Source organism: Enterococcus sp. AZ095b (assembly GCF_051714725.1).
GTDB classification, from domain to species: Bacteria; Bacillota; Bacilli; order Lactobacillales; family Enterococcaceae; genus Enterococcus_B; species Enterococcus_B pernyi.
The window spans coordinates 1,725,725-1,744,711 of record NZ_JBIOSL010000001.1 but is presented as its reverse complement, the minus strand read 5'-3'; the positions used below and the strand labels follow the sequence as shown (position 1 = coordinate 1,744,711).

The following is an 18,987-nucleotide window of genomic DNA, read 5'->3' as shown; positions in this document are numbered from 1 at the left end:
AATATTCCATGACGATAAGTATGCGCAACAGAAAAGTATTGTATTATGAAATTTGAACAACTTGGAAAACCAATCAAATTTGGCGAATATATGGGTCGTTACAAAGAAATGATCCAGCATGTGTTATGTGAATTGTCTTTTGTAGATTTTGATTCAGAAAAAATAAAAGCATTATTAAGAGCAAAAATACGTAAGGCAGAAACTACTTTTTATATCTTTTATGATCAACATCGCAGAGAGCCTGATTATGCTTTTTTGCAGAGGAAAATTATGTAGTGCGAGCCACTTTCACAACCCAATTTTGTTAATCAACAAAGGTTCAAGGCCACAGAAAATATAAAATTTGGTTAAGAGACATTACCTATATCACTCTGAAAGAAGGAACGCTTTATTTATCTATATTTATTGATATCTGTACGAGAAAAATTGTTGGGTGGTCTATGTCACCTAGAATGAAAGGTCAATTAGTTGTGGACTCTTTTCTTCAAGCATTTGGAAAAGAGCAGCCTGGACCAGGGGTTATTATTCACACTGATTAAGGCTCACAATAAACAAGCGCTAAATTCCAATCGGTGTTAAGAAAAAAAGAAGCACGCTCTAGTATGAGCCGAAAAGGAAACCCTTATGATAATGCCTTAATGGAATCTTTTTACAAAACGATAAAAAGAGAGCTGATCAATGATGCTCAATTTAGAGATATTGATCAGGCTCAAATGGAGATATTTAAATAGATTGAAACTTACTATAACACGAAACGCATACATTCTAGAACGTGTAGGGCACGCCAACATGAAAACCACACTGGAAATTTACAAACAAGTCTCCAATACAACTAAAGAAAAACTAATCCAAGAAACCGATTCTTGGATTTTTTAGTGGATTTGTTTGTTAAATACGTTTAGTATGCGTATATAAGAGGTCGTGAAAGTGCCGGTTAGCTCCGATGACAATAAGAAAGCAATTTTTAAAACAGCTTTTCATGTTTTGAAAATTGCTGGCTTATTTCAAGGAGTTGGCACTTGAACACCGTTTAAAGAGTGGTCGAAAAGCGGTACGACTTTTTGACGTAAGGAGAAAGAAAAAACAATGAAAGAAACAAACAAATCCGCAGAACATAAGCTTTCTGCTTATATCCATATCCCGTTTTGCGAACATATCTGTTATTACTGTGACTTTAATAAAGTGTTTCTAGAAGGTCAACCAGTGGATGAGTATGTCGAAATGCTACTAAAGGAAATGGCGATCATGATGGAGCGTCGTCCGGTGAATGAATTGGAGACGCTGTATGTTGGTGGTGGAACGCCGACTTCTTTATCGGCTAAGCAGCTCGATCGACTATTGTCTGGTGCCAGAGAGATCTTACCTTTTAATGAAGGAAAAGAGTTTACGGTGGAAGCGAATCCTGGTGATTTGACCAGGGAAAAGCTACAAGTAATGAAGAATTATGGGGTCAATCGTTTATCGATGGGGGTCCAGACCTTTGATAATCGCTTATTAAAGAAAATTGGTCGAAAACATACGGCGGAAGATGTCTATGAAACAATGCGATTTTTAGAGGCGGAAAATTTTTCAAATGTCAGCATTGATTTGATCTATGCGTTACCTGGGCAGACGTTAGAAGGCTATCTTGATACTTTGGAGCGGGCATTAGCCTTAGACTTACCTCATTATTCTCTTTATTCATTGATTTTAGAGAATAAAACGATGTTTATGAATTGGGTTCGACAAGGTCGGTTGCAATTGCCAGATCAAGAGACGGAGACACGGATGTTTGAAGAAACGATTGCGGCGATGGAAAAACACCAACGTCATCAATATGAGATCAGTAACTTTGGTTTAGCTGGTCATGAATCGCAACACAATTTGATGTATTGGAATAATGATCACTATTTCGGTTTTGGCGCAGGGGCAAGTGGCTATTTGGATCATACGCGATATCGAAATAAAGGTCCGATCCAACATTATTTGCGTCCGTTACGTGAAGGTGAGCTACCGGTATTAGAATGTGAAGAGTTATCTCGTAAAAATCAAATTGAGGAAGAGATGTTTCTTGGTTTAAGAAAAAAGGTGGGCATTGAGAAGCAACACTTTTTACAGCGTTATGGTCGATCGATTGAATCGTTGTATCAATCTGTCCTGGATGAGTTAGTAGCAGAAGAGTTGTTAGTGAATGAAGAAGACCGAGTATATTTGACACAAAAAGGAACTTTTTTGGGAAATAATGTCTTCGAACGGTTTTTATTGGATAAGGACTTGATAAACGACTGAATGATTGTTTAAATTTTTTATAACAACGAAATAAAAAAACGATTTGATCAATTTTTTTATGATTAAAAGACTGATATGACGGTATTTTAAGCAAGTTGACAATTGATTAGCACTCTCGGTGGCAGAGTGCTAAAAAAGTAGGTTCTTTTCCTTGACACTTTTTAGTCTTCTTGCTATATTTATAAGTGGGTTAGCACTTAGAAGCTAAGAGTGCTAATGAGAGGTGAGAAAGATGTTAACACAGCGACAAAGTGATATTTTACGTCTGATCATCCAAAACTATACGAGTAGTGGGGTGCCCGTTGGTTCCAAAACGTTAATGGCGGAAGGAGTCGAGGCAAGTCCAGCGACGATCCGTAATGATATGAAAGCTTTAGAGGATGAAGGTCTACTTTTAAAGACACATTCTTCTTCTGGACGTATACCGTCTGCGCTAGGTTATCGTTATTATGTGGATCATCTGTTACGACCTGCTCGTGTAGCAAATGATGATTTGCACCAAATTCGACAGTCTTTAAACAAGGAATTCCATGAAATCAACGAAATCATCAAACAATCAGCTGAGATTTTATCTGAGTTGACTAGTTACACTACTTTTTCGTTAGGACCCGAGATTAAAGATCGCCGTTTGACCGGTTTTCGCATCGTGCCATTGAACAGTCGTCAGGTGATTGCGATCGTGGTGACTGATAATGGGAACGTTGAAAGTCAGGTTTTTACTCTTCCTGAAAACTTAGGTAGTCAGGACTTAGAAAAAATGGTTCGTATTGTCAATGACCGTTTGGTAGGAGATCCGTTAGTGACGGTATACAACAAATTACGCACGGAGATCCCAATGATTTTGCATAAATATTTTCAAACAACCGAAGGGATGTCAAATCTCTTTGATACGGTATTGAGTCATGCGTTTGAAGATAAAGTTTATGTGAGTGGCCAAATGAACTTATTGGATTATGAACCGTTGCAAGATGTGGATCAGTTCAAGTCAATGTTTTCATTTATGACAGATTCCTATGAACTGACACAGATGATCGTACCGATGGATAGCAAGATACATATCAAAATCGGTTCGGAAATAGGCAATGACCTATTGCAAAATATGAGTATGATCCAAGCGAGTTATGAAATCGTCGGCCATGGACGTGGAACCATTGCATTGCTAGGACCAACTAGTATGCCATATTCCAAAATGTTAGGCCTTGTCGATGTCTATCGAAAAGAATTGGCGCACAAACTCGCTGATTATTATCGCACACTTGATCGCTCGGATTTTTAAACAATCACAAAAGTGACTGATCGTTTTTTCGATTTGAGCGATCAAGCATCTGACTGAATAATGAAAGGAAGACTGCATCATGAAAGAAAACCATGAAGAATTAGATCAGGAATTGAATGATACGCAGCTAGATCCAGAAACGGAAGAAGTAGAAGTTTCAGAAGTGGAAGAAGAAGCAAATGAACTTGCAAATCTCCAAGCTGAATTTGATGAAATGGAAGACAAGTTTTTGCGTGCGAGAGCAGAAATCGCTAATATGGCAAATCGTGGTAAAAACGAACGAGAGCAATTGCAAAAATATCGTTCACAAGATTTAGCCAAAAAATTATTACCTTCGATCGACAACTTAGAACGTGCTTTAGCAACAGAAGTATCTGATGAGCAAGGTGCAAGTTTGAAAAAAGGTGTCGAGATGGTTCTTGAAAGTTTGAAACATGCATTGAAGGAAGAGGGAATCGAAAAAATCCCTGCAAAAGGTGAACCTTTTGATCCGACATTGCATCAAGCAGTTCAGACCGTGCCAGCAACAGATGAATTACCTGCTGATACGATCGTTGAAGTGTTACAAGAAGGCTATAAATTACATGACCGCGTATTGAGACCGACAATGGTTATCGTTGCGCAATAAAGTCATGATGGAATAGAAACAAACAACTTAGTAATAAGATAAGGAGACGTTGATTATGAGTAAAATTATCGGAATTGACTTAGGTACTACAAACTCAGCAGTAGCTGTATTAGAAGGAAATGAAGCAAAAATCATTGCAAACCCAGAAGGAAACCGTACAACACCTTCTGTTGTGTCATTTAAAAATGGTGAGATCCAAGTAGGGGAAGTAGCAAAACGTCAAGCAGTAACAAACCCTAATACGATTTCTTCCATCAAACGCCATATTGGTGAAGCTGGTTATAAAGTGGATGTTGAAGGTAAATCATATACACCACAAGAAATCTCTGCAATGATCTTACAATACATCAAAGGATTCGCAGAAGATTATTTAGGCGAAAAAGTAGAAAAAGCAGTTATCACTGTTCCTGCATACTTCAACGACGCACAACGTCAAGCAACTAAAGATGCTGGTAAAATTGCAGGTTTAGAAGTAGAGCGTATCGTCAATGAACCGACAGCGGCAGCGCTAGCTTATGGTTTAGACAAAACAGATCGCGATGAAAAAATCTTAGTATTTGACCTTGGTGGTGGTACATTCGACGTATCGATCCTTGAATTAGGTGATGGCGTATTCGACGTATTATCTACTGCTGGAGACAACCATTTAGGTGGAGATGACTTTGATAACAAAATCATTGATCATATGGTTGCTGAATTCAAAAAAGAAAATGGCATTGACTTAGGTCAAGATAAAATGGCTTTACAACGTTTGAAAGACGCTGCTGAAAAAGCGAAAAAAGATCTTTCAGGTGTTTCAAGCACTCAAATCAGCTTGCCATTTATCACAGCTGGCGATGCTGGTCCATTGCACTTAGAAATGACATTGACTCGTGCAAAATTTGATGAATTGACAGCTGACTTAGTGGAACGTACGAAAGTTCCTGTACGTCAAGCATTGAAAGATGCTGGTTTGTCACAATCAGAAATCGATGAAGTGATTTTAGTCGGTGGTTCAACGCGTATTCCTGCGGTTGTTGAAGCTGTAAGAAAAGAAACAGGAAAAGAACCAAACAAATCAGTAAACCCAGATGAAGTTGTAGCGATGGGTGCGGCAATCCAAGGTGGCGTGATCACTGGTGATGTAAAAGACGTTGTTTTACTAGACGTAACACCATTATCATTAGGTATCGAAACGATGGGTGGCGTATTTACAAAATTGATCGATCGTAATACAACAATCCCAACAAGTAAATCACAAGTATTCTCAACAGCTGCGGATAACCAACCTGCGGTAGATATCCATGTATTACAAGGGGAACGCCCAATGGCTGCGGACAATAAAACATTAGGTCGCTTCCAATTGACAGATATTCCAGCTGCACCACGCGGTATCCCTCAAATCGAAGTAACATTCGATATTGATAAAAATGGTATCGTAAATGTATCTGCTAAAGATCTAGGTACACAAAAAGAACAAAAAATCACGATCAAATCTTCTTCAGGTCTAACAGACGAAGAAATCGAACGCATGGTGAAAGATGCTGAATCTAATGCAGAAGCAGATAAAGCACGTAAAGAAGAAGTGGATCTACGTAACGATGTCGATGCATTGCTATTCTCAGTTGATAAAACCTTGAAAGAATTAGAAGGTAAAGTTGACGAAGAAGAAGTGAAAAAAGCTGAGGCAGCTCGTGACGAGTTGAAAGCTGCAGTAGAAGCAAACAACATCGAAGAAATGAAAACAAAACGTGATGCGTTGAACGAAATCGTGCAAAACTTGACAGTTAAATTATATGAACAAGCGGCACAACAACAAGCTCAAGAAAATCCTGAAGCTGCCCAAGGCGGAGCGGATGATGTCGTAGATGCTGATTTTGAAGAAGTCGATGACGACAAAAAATAATCAGTTCATTTAGTTTCACTTAAAGAGATCAAGTCCCGCTTAGAATAAGCCGAAGAATTCGAAAATAGCTTCTCATATTTTCGCGATTCTTCGGCTTATTTCCGAGGGAATAATCTTGTATCACTTTATTTTATAGAGTTTAGAAGCATCGCTAGTGTAAAGAAACAAGTCATCAATTATGATTTTTCTTTGGATCAAGAAGAGAAATGTTTTCTTTTCTTCATGCCATAGAAATCAATGATCGATTTTTTCTTCTTTAGTCGATACTTCGAAATTTCCGGTTTTTGTTTCGATCAAAGTGTGATATGATAACAAACGACGTGGAAATGAAGAGAACCAATAGGAGGAAAGCCTATGGCAACAAAACGTGATTATTACGAAGTCTTGGGGCTGTCAAAGGGAGCTTCAGAAGACGAAATAAAAAAAGCTTATCGAAAGTTATCAAAGAAATACCATCCAGATATCAATAAAGAGCCTGATGCTGATGAAAAATTCAAAGAAGTTTCCGAGGCTTATGAGATTTTAAGTGATCCACAAAAACGTGCGGCTTACGATCAATACGGACATGCCGGAACTGATCCTAATTATGGCGCAGGTGGCGGCGGCTTTGGTGGCTTTGGCGGCTTCTCCGGTGGTGGAGCTGGCTTTGGTGGATTTGAAGATATTTTTGATTCGTTTTTTGGCGGTGGTGGAAGATCTGTTGATCCAAATGCCCCTCGTCAAGGATCAGATCTACAATATACAGTCAATTTATCCTTCGAAGAAGCAATCTTTGGGGTAGAAAAAGAAATCAAATACAACCGTGAAGAAATATGTCACACGTGTAGCGGAAATGGTGCAAAACCAGGAACACAACCGACGACTTGTCATAAATGTCATGGTTCTGGAACGATCAATGTGGAACGTCAAACGCCACTTGGTCGTGTGATGAGCCGCCAAACTTGTGATGTGTGTCGAGGCACTGGGAAAGAGATCAAAGAACCATGTCCAACTTGTCATGGCTCTGGTCATGAGAAGAAAGCACATACGGTCAAAGTGAATGTACCAGCCGGTGTGGAAGAAGGACAACAAATGCGCTTAGCAGGACAAGGTGAAGCAGGCGAAAATGGAGGCCCATTCGGAGATCTATATGTGGTCTTCCGAGTAGAAGAAAGTGATATCTTCGATCGCGATGGCTCAGAGATCTATTATGAGTTACCATTAAGCTTCGTGCAAGCGGCATTAGGCGATGAAGTACAAGTGCCAACTGTTCATGGGGATGTCAAATTGAAAATCCCTGCTGGTACGCAAACGGGAACGAACTTCCGTTTACGTGGCAAAGGAGCGCCGCGTTTACGTGGTGGTTCTACAGGGGACCAACATGTACGTGTGAAATTGATCACACCTAAAAACCTCAATGAGGAACAGCGTGAAGCTTTACGTGCGTTTGCTAAAGCAGGCGGCATGCATGTTCAAGAGCAACAAGAAGATGGTTTTTTTGATAAAGTAAAAGATGCGTTTGGCGGAAAAAAACGTAAATAAATACAAAAAAAGATAGACGATCATACGTCTATCTTTTTTTTGATGAAGTTGCAGTGGAGAAGAAATTGAGATAGAAATCATCAAAATTCTCTATCACACCATCTTTTCTTAGTTCTTGATCGGAGAATAACTGGCGATTTTTTCCAAATGGATCAATGGCGATGATCGTACCGATATTTGCACGCTTGGCTGCTAAAAGTCCAGAATAAGCATCTTCAATGACCAAGCAGTCTTTTGGTTCAAGAGCCAATTTTTGGGCAGCTTTGATAAAGATATCAGGTTGTGGTTTACCTGGAAAAGTATTATCATCGTAAACGACTTGGTCAAATTCAAACCATCGCGCTAAATCGAAAATCTCGAAATAAAATTCAACGTTTTCTTTGACTGTCGCTGTAGCGATGGTGATCGGGATATCCTCCTCTTTCAATATATCCAAAGTACCGATCAATCCCTGCGTAAGCACTAAATCATCCGGTTTTTCTAAGCAAAGAGTGCGATAATATGCCTCTTTCTCGTTTGATAGTTTCTCGACTTCTTCCTTAGATAAAGTAGGTGAGATAAAATAATTCAATATCTCGCTATTGGTACGTCCATGGATATTTTTAACAATGTCTTCATCAGAAAGCTCTTTTTTAGAATAATGTTGGATCATTTGGACCCAAGCCGCTTCATGTAAATGGGAGTCTTGGAACATCGTCCCGTTAAAATCAAAAATAATTCCTTTCATACGTTCACTCCTAAAGTTCATTTTCTAGCGATTCCGCTAATTTTATTTGGACATATTGCGAATAATGATCTTTCACATGTGACTTGATGTGTGGATCAGTAATCAATAAATCGAAATCATGTAATTGATAAAAGATATAAAAGTCATCGCGATTAAATTTTTGGTGATCCACTAATAAGTATTTATTTTTCGAATGGTTCAATGCAATTTGTTGGGCTTCGCCTTCTTCAGTACTATAGGTTGAGATTGCTTCATTATGCACACCGTTAGCGCTGATAAAAGATTTGGTGAACTTCAGTTTTCTGAGGTTATCGTTGGTGATGGGGCCGACAAATGCACCAGTGTTTTTTCGAAAATCGCCACCGATCAACAAAATTTCGGGAACTTCTGCTTGGGCTAACACTTCAAAAACGGCATAATTATTCGTAATGATCCGCAATTTTCTGTGGATCAAGTGAGAAGCTAATAACTCGATCGTCGTTCCTGGGCCCAAAAAGACTGTATCGCCTTCATTGATCAACTGTGCAGCAGTTGCTGCAATCTGTTGCTTTTCTTTGATTTGCATGACTGATTTTTCTGTATGTGATAATTCTTGGTCGAGGGTATAGGTAAGACTTTGAGCCCCGCCATGGATACGCAATAATTTTCCTGACTTTTCTAGCTCATCCAAATCTCGACGAACGGTCATATCAGAGACATTCAATTGTTCGATGATCTCACTGACCGTTAAAATTCCTTTTTTATTCACCATCTCACTAATTGTTAGTAAGCGCTCTCTTTTTAACATCTAATCACTCCCAATTCACAAATAATCTACCATAGAATAGAATGGAGGTCAACAAAAACAAACATGTGCAAACAAAAATAATCAACCTAAACAAACAATTGCCACTTTTATTTTAAATAAATGCAATTTTTTGATTGAATTTGTTTGTTTTTGTTGACAAATGTTTTGGATGCGATTACAATTCGTGTTGTCATATAAATTAGTAGACAAGAAGGTAGGGGAAGAGATGCTGAAATTACCAGAAGATTTTATTTTTGGCGGAGCAACAGCGGCATACCAAGTAGAAGGTGCAACAAAAGAAGGCGGAAAAGGTGAAGTTGCTTGGGACGAGTTTTTAGAGAAACAAGGAAGATTCAGTCCTGATCCGGCAAGTGATTTCTATCATCAATATGAAAAAGATATTGAATTATGTGAAAAGTTTGGTGTGAATGGGTTACGTTTATCCATTGCGTGGAGTCGTATTTTTCCTGATGGAACTGGGAAAGTCAATGAAGAGGGTGTGGCATTTTACCATAAGGTCTTTGCAGCTTGTGAGAAACATGGTGTACTTCCTTTTGTGACGCTCCATCATTTTGATACTCCGAAAGTTTTATTTGATCAAGGTGATTTTTTAAATAGAGACAATATAGAAGCATTTGTTGCATATGCAAAATTTTGCTTTAAAGAATTTAAAGAAGTGCGTTACTGGAGTACCTTCAACGAGATTTATCCAGTGGCAACGAATCAATATTTATTAGGGATTTTCCCACCAGGAATCACCTATGATTTTACCAAAATCATTGCTTGTTTGCATAACATGATGTATGCGCACGCAAGAGTGGTGAACTTGTTCAAGGACGAGGGATACGCCGGTGAAATTGGTGTGGTTCATTCCTTAGAAACGAAATATCCTGCATCGGACGCTTTGGAAGATCAACATGCAGCATTCTTAGATGATGCGTTGTCGATCCGTTTTCTCTTAGATGCCACTTACTTAGGATATTACTCTGATGAAACATTGTCAGCACTTGCTGAGATTTGTGAAGCGAACGACGCAAGTTATGAGTTTCCTGAAGAGGATCTGGCGGAGATGAAGCGTGCCTCACATCGTAATGATTACTTGGGGATCAACCATTATCAATGCCACTTTGTCAAAGCGTATCATGGAGAGAATGCGATCCATCATAATGGCACAGGGGACAAAGGAACTTCTGTTTATAAAGTAAAAGGAATTGGGGAACGGATCTATAAAGAAGGGATCCCTCGAACGGATTGGGACTGGTTGATCTATCCAGAAGGGTTATATGATTTATTGTTACGTATCAAGGAAGATTATCCCCACTACAATAAAATCTACATCACTGAAAATGGGATGGGATTCAAAGATCAGTTCGATGATGGTGTGATCATGGACCAACCACGGATCGAATATTTGAAAGTTTATTTAGAATCATTGAGCCAAGCTATATCTGCTGGAGTCAACGTGAAAGGCTATTTCCTATGGTCGTTAATGGATTTGTTCTCTTGGTCAAATGGTTACAATAAACGATACGGACTCTTCTATGTCGATTTCGAAACACAAAAACGTTACCCTAAAGAGTCCGCCTATTGGTACAAATTCGTCAGTGAAACAAAAACAATCATTTAAGTTGGAGGAATGGAAGATGAATAAAGAAGAATTGCAAATGTTAGGTTTTGAGATCGTGGCTTATTCAGGGGATGCACGTAGTACGTTACTCACATTATTAAGAGAAGTACGTCAAGGGAAATTTGATCGTGTGGAAGAAGCCTTGAAGGATGCAGATGAGAATTTGACATTAGCCCATAATTCACAAACGAAGATCTTAGCAGAAGAAGCTTCAGGAAAAGATATGGATATGGGATTTATTTTTATCCATGGACAAGATCACTTGATGACTACTTTATTGCTAAGAGATTTGATCCAAGATTTTATTGAGTTATATAAAAACAAATAATCACTAGGAGTGAAAAGCATGAATGGGATCATCAAGCAAATTGAAAAAGGCAAACCGATCTTTGAAAAAATCTCACGTAATATATACTTAGGTGCGGTCAGAGATGGATTCTTGACGGCTATGCCTGCAATTTTATTTTCAAGTATCTTTATTTTGATTGCGGCAGTTCCTGAGATTTTTGGTTTTCAATGGCCAGAAGGAGTATCGACCTGGTTATGGAAAATCTACAATTATTCGATGGGGGTCGTGGGCATATTAGTTTCTACAACTACTGCACGTTGTTTAGCTGAATCGATGAATCGGAGAATGCCGAAAAATAAAATCATCAATACCACATCGGTGATGCTTGCTTCTTTAGTTAGTTTCTTATTGTTGAGTGTCTCACCGATCGAAGGTGGTTTTTCAACGGAATATATGGGGACGAAAGGATTACTTGCTTCGTTCATCGCTGCATTTATTACTGTAAATATTTATAAGTTTTGTGTACGAAAAGATATTACGATCAAGATGCCAAAAGAAGTGCCAGGAACGATTTCTCAAACGTTCCGCGATATTTTTCCATTTTCATTTTCGGTCTTTGCCGCCGTGTTGGTCGACTTAGCTGCACGTAGTCTTTTTGGCATCTCTTTTGCAGAAGCCATCATCACTTTATTACAACCACTATTTACAGCAGCAGATGGCTATTTGGGGATAGCCGTGATCTGGGGTGCTATGGCATTTTTCTGGTTTGTTGGTGTGCATGGCCCATCGATTGTTGAACCAGCGATTGCAGCGATCATTTATGCGAATGTCGAAACCAATTTACAACTGTTTAATTCTGGGGAACAAGCTTCACATGTATTGACTGTTGGTTTAGGAAATTTTGTCGGAACGATGGGTGGAACAGGTGCGACTTTAGTCGTGCCGTTTATCTTTTTGCTGTTTGCAAAATCCAAACAGTTAAAAGCCGTTGGTAAAGCTTCAGTTATTCCAGTCAGCTTTGCTGTGAATGAGCCGTTGTTGTTTGCGGCACCGATGATTTTGAATCCGTATTTCTTTGTTCCGTTTTTATTGACACCGATTGTAAACGTTTGCTTGTTCAAGTTTTTTGTTGATGTGTTTGGGATGAATAGTTTCATGTATGTCTTACCTTGGGCAACGCCAGCGCCGATTGGACTAGTTTTGGGAACCGGCATGGGGGTTTTGGCGTTTGTATTAGCAGCCGTCTTGATTCTCGTCGACTTTGCAATCTACTTCCCATTCTGTAAGGCGTATGATGCAACGTTAGTCGAGCAAGAAGCACGACAAGCAGAACAAGTAGCCATGCAAGAAAACGAAACAAAAGTGACTGTGACGATTCCGGCGAATGAAGTATTGGCAACAGAAGCGAGTTCTTTGGGTGATTCAGGAAAAGAAATCAATGTATTAGTTTTATGTGCAGGTGCAGGTACAAGTGCTATGCTTGCAAATGCCTTAAAAGAAGGAGCAAAAGAATTTGATGCACCAATCAGTGCTTTAGCAGGTGCTTATGGTTCTCATTACGAGATGATGGAAGACTTTGATATGATCGTCTTGGCGCCGCAAGTCCAATCTTACTATGAGGATATCAAGGAAGACACAGATCGTTTAGGGATTAAATTGGTTGCCACAAAAGGTGCAGAATACATTGGTTTGACAAGAGATCCTGAGAAAGCTGTTCGGTTTGTTTTAGATCAATTTTAAATCAAAGGAGAGATCGTTAAATGAACAAAGTAAAAGGTTGGCGAGTGTTGGTTGTCGGATTATTTGTTTCATTAGTCAGTGTAGTATTAGGCACAAAGCAAGTGGAGGCAAAGGAATTGATACGAGGAGCAGATATCTCGATATTAGCAGATATGGAAAAATCTGGTGCAGGATATTACGAAAATGGTGTGGAAAAAGATGCATTACAGATTCTAAAGAACAATGGCGTCAACTATGTTCGTTTGCGATTATGGCAAGATCCTTATGATGATCAAGGGAATTCATATGGTGCAGGCACGAATGATTTGAAAACAACGATTGCTTTGGCGAAACGTGCGAAAAACCTAGGATTGAAAGTGTTACTTGATTTTCATTATAGTGATTTCTGGGTGGACCCTGGCAAACAAAACCTACCGAAAGCATGGGAAAACTATAGCTTTGAGCAACTTGATGCAGCCTTATACGGTTATACGAAAAGTGTATTGACAGAAATGAAAAACAATGGCGTATATCCTGATATGGTCCAGATAGGTAATGAATTGAATAGCGGCATGCTTTGGCCACATGGGAAATCATGGGGGGAAGGTGGTGGCGAGTTTGATCGATTAGCCACTTTCTTGAAGTCTGGGATTCGGGGAGTAAAAGAAACACAACCAGTCGACACGCCGATCATGCTACATTTAGCTGATGGTGGAGATACAGATGTATTTACTTGGTGGTTTGATGAGATTACAAAACGTGGGGTGGATTACGATTTGATCGGCCTGTCCTATTATCCTTATTGGCATGGCTCGATGAATGCCTTACAAACAACAATGAACACGATCAGTGCCAGATATGATAAAGAAGTCAATGTGGTAGAGACTGCGTATGGACACACAACTGCCAGTGCGGATAGTATGCCCAATGCTTTTGGACCTGAACAGGAAATTGCAGGAGGCTATGCGGCAACACCAGCAGGACAAAGAGAATATTTGAATGATTTGGTGACCCGTATCCAAACCGTGCCAAATGAGAAAGGAAACGGATTCTTCTACTGGGAACCTCTATGGTATAACGGCAATATCTCTTGGGCAACAGCTGCTGGAATGAACTATCTAGGCGTACAATCTCAAACAGGAAATGAGTGGGACAACCAAGCGATGTTTGATTTCAATGGGCAAGCACTTCCCAGCTTAAAGGCGTTTCAAGAAGCCGGGAGACAGCAAAATCTTCTGAAAAATCCTAGTTTTGAAAATGACGGTTTCACGAACGCACCGTCCAATTGGTCGGTGTGGCGAGGCAATGGTGCAGCAATCGATACATTGAAAACTGAAACTGGTGGGTTTTCCGGAACGTATAAAGCAACCTTTTGGGATGATCAAGCGTATCAAATGTCGATATATCAAACGGTTAATGGATTAAGCAAGGGAACCTACACATTAACTGCTTATACTATGGCAGGCGGCGATTTGACCACTAGTCAGGTGTATGTCAAAAATCATGGTGGGAAAGAACTGAAGACTTCGATCACTAAAAGTGGCGAGTGGACGAAGGTAACGATCAAAGATATCCCGGTTACTTCAGGCACGAGTGAGATTGGCATTTATGTTGATGCAAAAGCGCAAGGATGGGTATCGGTGGATCATGTAACATTCGTTAAAAATCAATAGTAAAAAGCCCCTAAGGACGCTTGGTTTTTCCAGACGTTCTTAGAGGCCTTTTTTAGTCGATCAGATATCTAATACTTTATCCAAGAAATCTTTCGTTCGCTCATTTTGCGGATTTTCAAAGATTTGTTGTGGTGTGCCATCTTCAAGGAAGTTGCCGCCATCTATAAACATGACACGGTTAGCGACTTCTTTAGCAAAGCCCATTTCATGTGTCACGATGACCATAGTCATTCCTTGTTTCGCTAATTTTTTCATGACATTCAATACATCGCCGACCATTTCTGGGTCCAAGGCTGAAGTAGGTTCATCAAAGAGCATGATATCGGGATTCATAGCTAATGCACGAGCGATAGCAACCCGTTGTTTTTGTCCACCAGATAAGTTATCTGGGTACATATCTTTTTTGTCTTCTAAACCAACTGTTTCTAACAATTTGATTGCTTTTTTCTCTGCTTCCTCACGAGAGAGTTTCTTTAGATCCATCGGTGCTAAAACGATGTTTTCCAACACAGAAAGATGTGGGAAAAGATTGAAATGCTGGAATACCATGCCAATATGTTGTCTTACTAAGTTGATATCTGTGTTTTTATCCATCAAATGAGCACCATCAATGATGATATCACCGGATGTCGGATCTTCTAAACGGTTCAAACAACGTAAAAAAGTACTTTTACCTGAACCAGAAGGTCCGATCACACAAACAACATCGCCTTCATTGATCGACACGTTGATGTCGTTCAAGACAGTATTGTCTCCATATTTTTTTACAAGATGTTCGACTAAGATTTTTTCTGTCATCTTATTTCACCTTCTTTTCTAAAACTTTCGCGAATTTCGTCAATGCAGTGATCAAGATCAAGTACATTACTGCGATGATCAAGTAAACATACGTACTTTGAGTGGTCCGAGCAACGATGATTCGTCCAGTTTGTAACAACTCGACCACACCGATCGCTGAAATGATCGTCGTATCTTTCAATGAGATCACGAATTGGTTGACAAACGATGGAATCATGATTTTAAATGCTTGTGGTAAAATGATTTTTTGCATCGTACGGTTATAAGACAGACCTAAACTTCGTGAAGCTTCCATTTGTCCTGTTGGAACTGCATTGATCCCACCACGTACGATTTCAGCGATATAGGCACTCGCGTTCAAGGTCAATGTAATGATCCCTGCAATAAAGTCAGGAATCGTAAAGCCGACGATACTTGGTAGACCGAAAAAGATGAAGAAAGCAAGTACCATCATCGGGATTCCACGAATGATATCTACATAGATGCTGGCAACTGTTCGTAAGGCGCGGATCGGTGCAACACTGAAAAGACCGAAGATTACGCCGACAACTAAAGCTAGTGCAAATGAAATCAAGGTTAATAGGATCGTTTGCCATAAGCCTTTCAATAGCGCTTTGTAATTGTTTTGGATCAAGCCAGTCAATGTCGATTCATCAACAGCTGGTGCTGCTGCACTTTCGTCTGTAGAGATGTATTGATTGATGATCTCATCATATTGACCTGTTCGTTTTAATTCTTTTAATCCTTCGTTGAACATTTGTAATAATTCAGGATTTTCTCCTTTTTTCACTGCGAAACCATAAGAGCCACCAGTTTCTCGTTCGATCGGCGTTTCTAATTCCTGACCATTTTTGATCGCATAACCGATTACTGGATAGTCATCCATCATTGCGTCAATTGCTCCGACTCTCAAACTGTCATATAGTTGATCTGCAGCATCGAAATATTTGATTTCGTAGCCATATTTCTCTTGGTTAGCGACCAAGAAATCTGCACTTTCGGTACCGACTTTCGCACCGACTGTTTTTCCATCTAAGTCTTCATAAGACTTGATCGAAGTATTACCTTTTTTGACTGCGATTTGGATACCACTTTGGAAATAAGGGTCTGAAAAATCAAACGTTTTTTTACGTTCATCTGTAATCGTCATCCCCGCGATCATTCCATCTGCTTGTCCAGATTCCAATGCTTGTAACGCAGCAGAGAAACCGCGGAAGTCCATGCGGATATTGAACCCATGCATTTCTGAGATAGCTTCCATTAAGCTGACATCGATCCCCACATATTCGCCATCCGCATTTTGATACTCGAATGGAGCGAAGGCCGAATCACTTGCAATCACATAAACGTCTTTTTTAGGTTCTATTTTTTGCATCGTCTCGCTAGTTGCTGTAGTCGATTGCGTCTCATCAGCTTGCACAGGCGTGTGCAGAGCGAATGTAACAAGTCCTGTCATTATGAAAAGGAATGTCTGTAACATGTTTCTTTTTTTCATAAATAACCTCCTATATAAATTTCGATAATTTCCATATTTAACTATTATAGGCGAAAAGATATTCCTAACACAAGATTCCAAGAAAAAATAATTCAAAAAAGTAGCAGTTTATTACATAGTATGTAAGAAAATGTGACATGTAATAAAAGAAAGAGATGAACTATAAGATCTGAAACTTTCAATTGGCGAAAGTATGTTCGCCGTGATATAATAGAAGAACAAGGAATGCCTTTGCTTTCCTTTTCTTTTTTTTGATGAAATGAGAGAAGGAATGAACGAAAAGGAGGACGAACAATGATTGAAAGAGATACCTCCCGTCATTTCGAGTTGGTGTCAAAATACCAACCAGCCGGCGATCAACCAGAAGCGATCAAGCAGTTGGTCGAAGGTGTAAATGAGGGTAAAAAAGCGCAGATTTTATTAGGTGCGACCGGAACAGGGAAAACCTATACGATATCTAATTTGATCGAAAAAGTAAATAAACCAACTTTGATCATTGCACATAATAAGACACTAGCTGGCCAATTATATGGGGAATTCAAAGAGTTCTTTCCGAATAATGCGGTCGAATATTTTGTTTCTTACTATGATTATTATCAACCAGAAGCCTATGTACCTTCGAGTGATACGTACATTGAAAAAGATTCAAGTGTCAACGATGAAATCGATAAATTGCGTCATTCCGCCACAAGTTCATTGTTAGAACGAAATGACGTGATCGTGATTGCTTCGGTTTCTTGTATTTTTGGATTAGGTTCACCATTCGAATATCAAAAACAAGTCGTGTCGATCAGACAAGGTGCGGAGATGGACCGTAATCAATTGATCCGAGATCTAGTTAGCATCCAATTTGAGCGAAACGATATTGATTTTCAGCGCGGTCGTTTTCGAGTGCGTGGTGATGTCGTGGAGATCTTTCCGGCTTCACGTGATGAGCGAGCATTACGCGTGGAATTTTTTGGTGATGAGGTCGAAAGAATCCGTGAGGTGAATGCGTTGACAGGTGAAGTATTAGGCGAAACAGAGCACGTCGCTATTTTCCCAGCCACTCACTTTGTGACCGATGACGATCATATGGAACATGCGGTCGCAAATATCAAAGCAGAACTGGAACAACGCTTGACTGTGTTACGTAATGAGAACAAATTACTAGAGGCGCAACGCTTAGAACAACGGACGAACTATGACATCGAGATGATGTTAGAGATGGGCTATACTTCAGGGATCGAAAACTATTCACGTCATATGGATGGTCGTAAAGAAGGCGAACCGCCGTATACGTTATTAGATTTCTTCCCTGAGGATGCGCTGATGGTCATTGATGAATCTCATGTGACGATGCCACAGATCCGTGGAATGTATAACGGAGACCGTGCGAGAAAACAAATGCTAGTCGATTATGGCTTCCGCTTGCCATCTGCACTAGATAACCGTCCTTTGCGTCTAGAAGAATTTGAGAAACATGTCAACCAGATCGTCTATGTTTCAGCTACTCCTGGACCTTATGAGTACGAACAAACAGACACAGTGGTCCAACAAATCATTCGACCAACAGGATTATTAGACCCAGTCATCGAAGTACGACCGATCATGGGTCAAATCGATGATCTAGTTGGTGAGATCAATGAGCGGGTCGAAAAAGATCAACGGGTGTTCGTGACCACGTTGACGAAAAAGATGTCAGAAGACTTGACCGATTACTTCAAAGAGTTAGGGATCAAAGTGAAATACTTGCATAGTGATATCAAAACATTAGAACGAACAGAGATCATTCGCGACCTTCGTTTAGGTGAGTTCGATGTATTAGTTGGTATCAACTTACTACGTGAAGGATTAGATGTCCCTGAAGTATCGTTAGTCGCTATTTTAGATGCCGATAAAGAAGGGTTCTTACGAAGTGAACGTTCGTTAGTCCAAACCATCGGACGTGCGGCACGTAACTCAGAAGGTAAAGTCATCATGTATGCGGACAGAGTCACTGATTCTATGCGTTTGGCCATGGACGAAACGTCAAGACGTCGTAGTATCCAGCAACAATACAATGAGGAACATGGTATTGTTCCGAAAACGATCATCAAAGAAATCCGAGACTTGATCTCGATTACGAAAGAATCAGAAGATGATGCAAAAGAAACGGTACAAGTTTCTTATGAAGAGATGACAAGAGAAGAAAAAGCAACACTATTGATGAAACTAGAAAAAGAAATGAAAGATGCAGCGAAAGCATTGGATTTCGAGACTGCAGCCAATGTGCGTGATATGATTCTTGAATTAAAAGCATCTGAGTAGGGGGT

General features: G+C 39.7%; 14 protein-coding genes and 3 pseudogenes. 13 read left to right on the top strand and 4 right to left on the bottom strand.

Annotation, left to right across the window (positions count from 1 at the left end):
* Window positions 1–45 precede the first annotated feature (45 nt).
* From IGJ99_RS08320 to dnaJ, 7 genes and pseudogenes are all read left to right on the top strand, one after another.
* Window positions 46–276, top strand: a complete 231-nt coding sequence (locus IGJ99_RS08320; protein WP_023519833.1) for a hypothetical protein — start codon at window positions 46–48, stop codon at window positions 274–276.
* A 9-nt stretch (window positions 277–285) separates the two neighbouring features.
* Window positions 286–728 (top strand): annotated as a pseudogene (locus IGJ99_RS08315) (IS3 family transposase); the annotation flags it as partial.
* Between the two features lie 358 nt (window positions 729–1,086).
* On the top strand, window positions 1,087–2,268 hold the full coding sequence (gene hemW, locus IGJ99_RS08310) for a radical SAM family heme chaperone HemW (protein ID WP_438770750.1): 1,182 nt from the start codon (window positions 1,087–1,089) through the stop codon (window positions 2,266–2,268).
* 232 nt (window positions 2,269–2,500) lie between these two features.
* Window positions 2,501–3,544 (top strand): heat-inducible transcriptional repressor HrcA, encoded by a 1,044-nt coding sequence (gene hrcA / locus IGJ99_RS08305; protein ID WP_023519830.1) that lies wholly within the window; start codon window positions 2,501–2,503, stop codon window positions 3,542–3,544.
* Window positions 3,545–3,623: 79 nt separating this feature from the next.
* Window positions 3,624–4,172, top strand: coding sequence for a nucleotide exchange factor GrpE (grpE, locus tag IGJ99_RS08300; protein ID WP_010735217.1), 549 nt, complete (start codon window positions 3,624–3,626; stop codon window positions 4,170–4,172).
* 55 nt (window positions 4,173–4,227) lie between these two features.
* Window positions 4,228–6,057 carry a molecular chaperone DnaK gene (gene dnaK / locus IGJ99_RS08295; protein ID WP_010735218.1) on the top strand — a complete coding sequence of 610 codons (1,830 nt, stop codon included), beginning with the start codon at window positions 4,228–4,230 and terminating at the stop codon, window positions 6,055–6,057.
* A 354-nt stretch (window positions 6,058–6,411) separates the two neighbouring features.
* A complete protein-coding gene (gene dnaJ, locus IGJ99_RS08290) occupies window positions 6,412–7,578 on the top strand; it encodes a molecular chaperone DnaJ (protein WP_010735219.1) in 1,167 nt (388 codons plus the stop codon).
* A gap of 28 nt (window positions 7,579–7,606) precedes the next feature.
* Here the strand turns inward: dnaJ and IGJ99_RS08285 are convergent, their stop codons facing one another.
* Together IGJ99_RS08285 and IGJ99_RS08280 are read right to left on the bottom strand one after the other, a co-directional pair.
* A complete protein-coding gene (locus IGJ99_RS08285; protein ID WP_438770749.1) occupies window positions 7,607–8,305 on the bottom strand; it encodes an HAD family hydrolase in 699 nt (232 codons plus the stop codon).
* 10 nt (window positions 8,306–8,315) lie between these two features.
* The gene (locus IGJ99_RS08280; protein WP_023519826.1) at window positions 8,316–9,092 is read right to left on the bottom strand and encodes a DeoR/GlpR family DNA-binding transcription regulator; all 777 of its coding nucleotides are present in this window, start codon (window positions 9,090–9,092) and stop codon (window positions 8,316–8,318) included.
* A 226-nt stretch (window positions 9,093–9,318) separates the two neighbouring features.
* On the opposite strand from IGJ99_RS08280, the gene lacG reads away from it, so the two are divergent.
* The 5 genes and pseudogenes from lacG to IGJ99_RS08255 all read left to right on the top strand — a co-directional run bounded on the left by lacG (window position 9,319) and on the right by IGJ99_RS08255 (window position 14,400).
* Window positions 9,319–10,719: a 6-phospho-beta-galactosidase gene (gene lacG / locus IGJ99_RS08275; protein WP_010735222.1), complete on the top strand. Its 1,401-nt coding sequence runs from the start codon at window positions 9,319–9,321 to the stop codon at window positions 10,717–10,719.
* Between the two features lie 16 nt (window positions 10,720–10,735).
* Complete coding sequence (locus IGJ99_RS08270; protein ID WP_010735223.1) at window positions 10,736–11,047, top strand: PTS lactose/cellobiose transporter subunit IIA; 312 nt, start codon at window positions 10,736–10,738, stop codon at window positions 11,045–11,047.
* Between the two features lie 18 nt (window positions 11,048–11,065).
* Window positions 11,066–12,350: pseudogene (locus tag IGJ99_RS08265) on the top strand (PTS transporter subunit EIIC); the annotation flags it as partial.
* Between the two features lie 77 nt (window positions 12,351–12,427).
* Window positions 12,428–12,748: pseudogene (locus tag IGJ99_RS08260) on the top strand (lactose/cellobiose PTS transporter subunit IIB); the annotation flags it as partial.
* A gap of 20 nt (window positions 12,749–12,768) precedes the next feature.
* Window positions 12,769–14,400 (top strand): glycosyl hydrolase 53 family protein, encoded by a 1,632-nt coding sequence (locus tag IGJ99_RS08255; protein WP_438770748.1) that lies wholly within the window; start codon window positions 12,769–12,771, stop codon window positions 14,398–14,400.
* Window positions 14,401–14,460: 60 nt separating this feature from the next.
* Here the strand turns inward: IGJ99_RS08255 and IGJ99_RS08250 are convergent, their stop codons facing one another.
* Both IGJ99_RS08250 and IGJ99_RS08245 read right to left on the bottom strand, forming a co-directional pair.
* Window positions 14,461–15,198, bottom strand: coding sequence for an amino acid ABC transporter ATP-binding protein (locus tag IGJ99_RS08250; protein ID WP_019723724.1), 738 nt, complete (start codon window positions 15,196–15,198; stop codon window positions 14,461–14,463).
* 1 nt (window position 15,199) lies between these two features.
* The gene (locus tag IGJ99_RS08245; protein WP_309296177.1) at window positions 15,200–16,789 is read right to left on the bottom strand and encodes an amino acid ABC transporter substrate-binding protein/permease; all 1,590 of its coding nucleotides are present in this window, start codon (window positions 16,787–16,789) and stop codon (window positions 15,200–15,202) included.
* A gap of 198 nt (window positions 16,790–16,987) precedes the next feature.
* Between IGJ99_RS08245 and uvrB the strand changes: the two genes are divergently transcribed.
* Window positions 16,988–18,982: an excinuclease ABC subunit UvrB gene (gene uvrB / locus IGJ99_RS08240; RefSeq protein WP_019723722.1), complete on the top strand. Its 1,995-nt coding sequence runs from the start codon at window positions 16,988–16,990 to the stop codon at window positions 18,980–18,982.
* Window positions 18,983–18,987 lie beyond the last annotated feature (5 nt).